The 3,704-nt window shown below is 57.3% G+C and carries 3 protein-coding genes and 1 pseudogene; 2 read left to right on the top strand and 2 right to left on the bottom strand.

Features of this window, described 5'->3' with window-relative positions; translation table 11 throughout:
• Positions 1-568: pseudogene (locus AB8B75_RS20350) on the top strand (iron-regulated protein frpC); the annotation flags it as partial.
• A 329-nt stretch (positions 569-897) separates the two neighbouring features.
• On the opposite strand, the gene AB8B75_RS20345 reads toward AB8B75_RS20350, so the two are convergent.
• Positions 898-2,064, bottom strand: a complete 1,167-nt coding sequence (locus tag AB8B75_RS20345) for a S8 family serine peptidase (protein WP_405364771.1) — start codon at positions 2,062-2,064, stop codon at positions 898-900.
• Between the two features lie 183 nt (positions 2,065-2,247).
• On the opposite strand from AB8B75_RS20345, the gene AB8B75_RS20340 reads away from it, so the two are divergent.
• The gene (locus AB8B75_RS20340; RefSeq protein WP_405364769.1) at positions 2,248-2,814 is read left to right on the top strand and encodes a hypothetical protein; all 567 of its coding nucleotides are present in this window, start codon (positions 2,248-2,250) and stop codon (positions 2,812-2,814) included.
• A 4-nt stretch (positions 2,815-2,818) separates the two neighbouring features.
• On the opposite strand, the gene AB8B75_RS20335 is transcribed toward AB8B75_RS20340, so the two are convergent.
• Entirely contained in the window at positions 2,819-3,355 is a 537-nt protein-coding gene (locus AB8B75_RS20335) for an RNA polymerase sigma factor (RefSeq protein WP_405364767.1), read from the bottom strand.
• Positions 3,356-3,704: the final 349 nt, after the last annotated feature.

The following is a 3,704-nucleotide window of genomic DNA, read 5'->3' as shown; positions in this document are numbered from 1 at the left end:
CGACATCCGCAACACCGAAGTGCAGGAAACCAACTTCGGTGGTGGCGAGGACACGGCCGTGATCACCGGGGACGTGCTCAACCAGATCAAGCTCGACCTGGATGGCGGCGACGGTGTGGATACGCTGGACTTAAGCCAGGCATCAGGTCCTGTCAGTGTCAACCTTGAAACCGGCTCGATCGAGATTGACAACGGAGCCGGCGAAGACGCCTCGGCGATCAACTTTGAAAATGTCACCGGGACCGACAGCAACGATGTTATCGTCGGAAACGAACAGGAAAATGTTGTCCGCGGCGGTGCCGGGAATGACATCATGTCGGGTGGCGAAGGCGCGGACACCTTTGTGTTCTTCGAAGAAGATCAAGGCGTCGATGTCATCCTCGACTTCGAAGTCGGTGTGGATCAACTGGCGTTCGTCACGACAGACCCGAACGTGACGACCGAAAACCTGCTCGCGAACATGACCCAAGTTGGAAATGACGTGGAGCTGGCCCTCAACAACAAGGTGATCACATTCGAAGATGCCGTGGTCACAGACTTTGGTGCCGATGATTTCATGATTGCGTAGGTAAATGTAACATCGCGGCGCACGGTCCCGCCAGCTTTCAGCTGGCGGGGTCTTTTGTTTGTCTACCAGTATGCCGGGAGACCGACGCGAAACCATTTCGTGTGGGCTGCAAAGGTCACGTTTCACATTGTCGCTCATCTGGCAGACGCCAATGTGGCTATGCTTGGACCGCAATAAGTGTGGGCGTCCACTCTATGTACTGCCGTTGCAGCACGGGGCCTTATCTCGCAGAGAACCGATCAATCGCGCGGGCCTGCCTTTGCAACCGGGATCCGCGGGTCTCACGGCGTGTGACCTCTGCCATGGACGATATCTTGTTGCGTATCAGATCATTCACCGCAAACGTCTTTGGCTAAGGCAAGCCCGTATCCAAACATTGGGTCGCGCCCGACGGGGCCGAGCTCTGCGCTTGTTTGTGCAAGCCGACTACGGACTTCGGAGACATCGCGTGCGTCGACAACCGCCGGGTCGGCAGCCAGACGTGCTGTTACAAACGGGGTGGCAATCGACGTGCCGGTGGCAAAGCGCGCGCGCCCTGCAGAGAAAACCAAAATATCAACACCGGGTGCCGCTACATCTACATGCGGTCCTCGGACCGCGTTGCGATAAATGCGGCCGTCGACATCGACGGCCGTGACCGCGATCACCTCCTCAAAACCGGCCGGGTAGAGCGGATCAACACCCGGTCCGTCATTGCCGACTGCGGCAACTAGAATGAGGCCTTGTGCCGCCGCGCGCTCAACTGCCAAGTTGAGCAGCTTGTTGTAAGGACCCGCTAGCGCAAGATTGACCAGGCGCACGTCCTCTTCAGCCATCCAATCCAACGCGCGCACCAGTGCATCCGCGCCGGCCACCAGATCCGCCGTCTGTGGCTGACCAAACACGTTGGCGCCATAGAGCTTTACGCCCTGCAAACGGTCCGGATCTGCCAAGACTGCTGCAACATCTGTGCCATGAGACGTATCGGAGGAAGGTCCTTCAAAAAAGGTTCTGGTGATCACCTGGGCACCAGCAAGCGCAGGCGATGCCGTATCGATTGCAGTGTCAATCATACCGATCAGCACGCGCGCGCGGCATCCGCCTTCATTCCAGCGCATCATGGCACTGGCGTAATCCAGTTCGTGTGCAGCACCCAGTTGTTGCTGCAAGCGATAGGCATGGTTGACGCCAACCGTAGATGCGGGAACGGCCGCCTCAAGCGCTACAATGGCTTCTGCGCCCGTCACACCGTCGGGCATCTGATACGTCATCATTGTCAGGTCAAGCCCGTCGAGCTCGGTGACGTCAAGCTCTTGATATCCTGATGATTGGGCTTCTTGGCGCATCCGCGTCACGCTTCTCGCATCCGGCACGAGCGCGATGATCTTCCGCAGTCCCACGACATCAGACCGCTCCGCATCCGATGTAGCGCGTTCCTCTAGCGAGGCGCAGCCGAGCAGTGCGAGGCCAGCGGCAACGGCGATTAACCCACGAAAGATACGTGCAACCTGTGGCATGCGATCCCTTCCTTCCCGTCTGGCCATGCGGTGGACGCATGGCCTTGGACAAGTTGGTCGTGTTGAGTGGCGCGTCGACTCAATTGAGAGTTGAAAAGCCGGCGTGCGCCACAATAGTTTTGAACCATTCAGCGAGTTCGTGCGACAAAGAATTGAACCGTGTTAAGAAATGAGCATAAAAGCGTGGATCGCGACCAGGATATACTCAACTATTTGCAGGACCGTCTTACCACGACGGATAGAGAGGCGTTCGAAGACGCCATGGGGCGCGATGCGTCTCTCGCGGCTGAAGTGGATGTGATGCGATCCGTCCGCGCCGAGCTTGCATCAGAACCACGGCATGAAAACGCCAAGGCAGTTTGGGATCGGCTTTCCGCAGAGATAGATGCCGCACCGAAAGCAGCAAACGACAACAACCGCCCGTGGCAACACGTATTGAAGTATGCAGCGGTTGCTGTGATTGCAGTTGCCGCCTGGCAGGTCACCATCGGGCCCCGCATCAATGGTGTCCAGGACGGGTTCCGCCCGGCAAGTGAACAACCCACTGCTTTTAGTTTTCAGGTGAAGTTCGTCGACACGGCTACCTTTGTAGAAATTATGGCTTTGCTCTCCCAAATCGGTGGCACAATTTCGGACGGTCCGAGCGCGCTTGGCCTCGTACGTCTCTCCTTTGCGGATGCCAGCCTGGGCGAAGCAGCAATCAGAGTTCTGGAAGATCGCAGTGAACTGGTGGAGTTCGTGGCGGAGTGAGAAGTTATCCGCGCAGGCCTCGCTCAAGGCATCGCATCAGAGCCTGTTTCGCGTGGTGAATGCGTGTCTTGATCGTGCCGATCGGAACCGCTTCGACCTTGGCAATTTCTGGATAACTCAGGTCTTCCAGGAATGCGAGGCGAATGGCAGTCCGCTGCGGGCCGGATAACCCCTCTATGCAACGATGCAACCGCGTGCTTTCTGCAGCCGCGATGGCTGCCGCTTCCGGATTTGGGGCTGTATCCTCCTGCTCTGGGACCTCGTCGACATATGAAAGCTTTCCGCGCTTGCGCAGCGCATCCACCAGTTTGTTCCGTGCAATGGAGAAGAGCCACGTCTTGACGCTCGACCTACCAGCAAAGTTGACCGCCGACCGCCAAACGTCCAGCATGGTGTCGTGGACACAGTCCGACGAAAGCTCCGCATTCCCAGAACGCGAAACGGCAAAGGCATAGACGGCTTGATTGTGACGCATGTAAAAGGCATGCATGGCGCGCTTGTCGCCAGCCCCAATTCGCTTGACCAGATCGATGTCATTCATGGCCGCTGATCCGCACCTGACTGAACTTGGTTGCCAGATAGCGGATGCCATCTGGCACAGATCGGATCAATACCAAACTTATCTGCACTTCCAGACGTCCGCTTGGCGCAGAGTGCCCCCGAGGCCAACTTTTTGATCCACCTCTACCACCAATCCAGTTAGCAGAGAATTTGCGCTTGTCTCCTCTTTGGCTAAAAACCCTCGCACCTGCAGCGAATGTCGGCAATCCGCCGATTCTGTGGAAAAACAACGTGCTGCTGTCGCAGAAAGTATGGTTCTGAACAGAGCGCGAGCGCCTTTTCTATCAGGCTTTGCGCGTTTGCTGCGGTGCAGGAAGGATCTTCGCTAG

This window comes from Roseobacter sp., from assembly GCF_045106495.1.
Lineage (GTDB): Bacteria > Pseudomonadota > Alphaproteobacteria > Rhodobacterales > Rhodobacteraceae > Roseobacter.
Note: the sequence above shows the minus strand (reverse complement) of the source record. Positions and strands in the feature narration are given on the sequence as shown.

Excerpts from the sequence above, each read along its gene's own strand:
- AB8B75_RS20345 (WP_405364771.1), bottom strand. The coding sequence starts at position 2,064 with ATGCCACAGGTTGCACGTATCTTTCGTGGGTTAATCGCCGTTGCCGCT.
- AB8B75_RS20335 (WP_405364767.1), bottom strand. The coding sequence starts at position 3,355 with ATGAATGACATCGATCTGGTCAAGCGAATTGGGGCTGGCGACAAGCGC.